The organism is Cellulomonas citrea, assembly GCF_009829685.1.
In the GTDB taxonomy this organism is placed as follows: Bacteria; Actinomycetota; Actinomycetes; order Actinomycetales; family Cellulomonadaceae; genus Cellulomonas; species Cellulomonas citrea.
In genome coordinates this window covers 1-823 of the sequence record NZ_VWSD01000327.1, presented here as the reverse complement: position 1 = coordinate 823, position 823 = coordinate 1, and the positions used below count along the sequence as shown (strand labels likewise).

The 823-nt window shown below is 67.4% G+C and carries 1 protein-coding gene; it reads left to right on the top strand.

What is annotated here, in order from left to right; genetic code table 11:
* Positions 1 to 158: 158 nt before the first annotated feature.
* Positions 159 to 823 (top strand): M20/M25/M40 family metallo-hydrolase (locus F2B26_RS16500; protein WP_159811173.1); only part of this gene is annotated, 665 nt, incomplete at its 3' end.

The following is an 823-nucleotide window of genomic DNA, read 5'->3' as shown; positions in this document are numbered from 1 at the left end:
TTCATTCCCCGAAGAGGGGTCAGAAAACCCTCTCGCGGAGCGATCGGGTTTCACCCGGCGCCGCTGACGCGGTAGGGCGGATGGGCTAACCCATTCGAAAACAGATACAGCCGCGCCGACGGCGCGGCGGCAGGACATCGCTTTCAGGAGCTCGCGGCATGGACACCGCCAAGATCAAGTCGTTCATCGAGGGCCTGTGGGACGCCGAGATCGTCCCCGAACTGGTCGAGTACATCCGCATCCCCAACAAGTCGCCGATGTTCGATCCCAAGTGGGTCGAGCACGGCTACATGGAGCAGGTGGTCGGCCGCTTCGAGGCCTGGGCGAAGGCCAAGCTCGCCGGGCTTGCGGGCGCCTCGGTCGAGGTCGTGCGCCTGGAGGGCCGCACCCCCCTGATCTTCATCGACATTCCCGGCGCCGGCGCCGAGACGGTCCTCCTGTACGGACACCTCGACAAGCAGCCGGAAATGACCGGCTGGGCCGACGACCTCGGGCCGTGGACGCCGGTGATCAAGGGCGACAAGCTCTATGGCCGCGGCGGCGCCGACGACGGCTACGCCATGTTCGGCGCGCTGAGCGCCATCCTGGCGCTGCGCGATCAGGGCCTCGACCACGCCCGTTGCGTGGTGGTGATCGAGGCCTGCGAGGAATCGGGCAGCTACGACCTGCCTTACTATGTCGACCACCTCGCCGAGCGCATCGGCGCGCCGTCCCTGGTGGTCTGCCTGGATTCCGGTTGCGGCAACTACGACCAGCTTTGGCTGACCACCTCGCTGCGCGGCATGACCGGCGGCGCGCTCAGCGTGCAGGTGCTGGAGGAGGG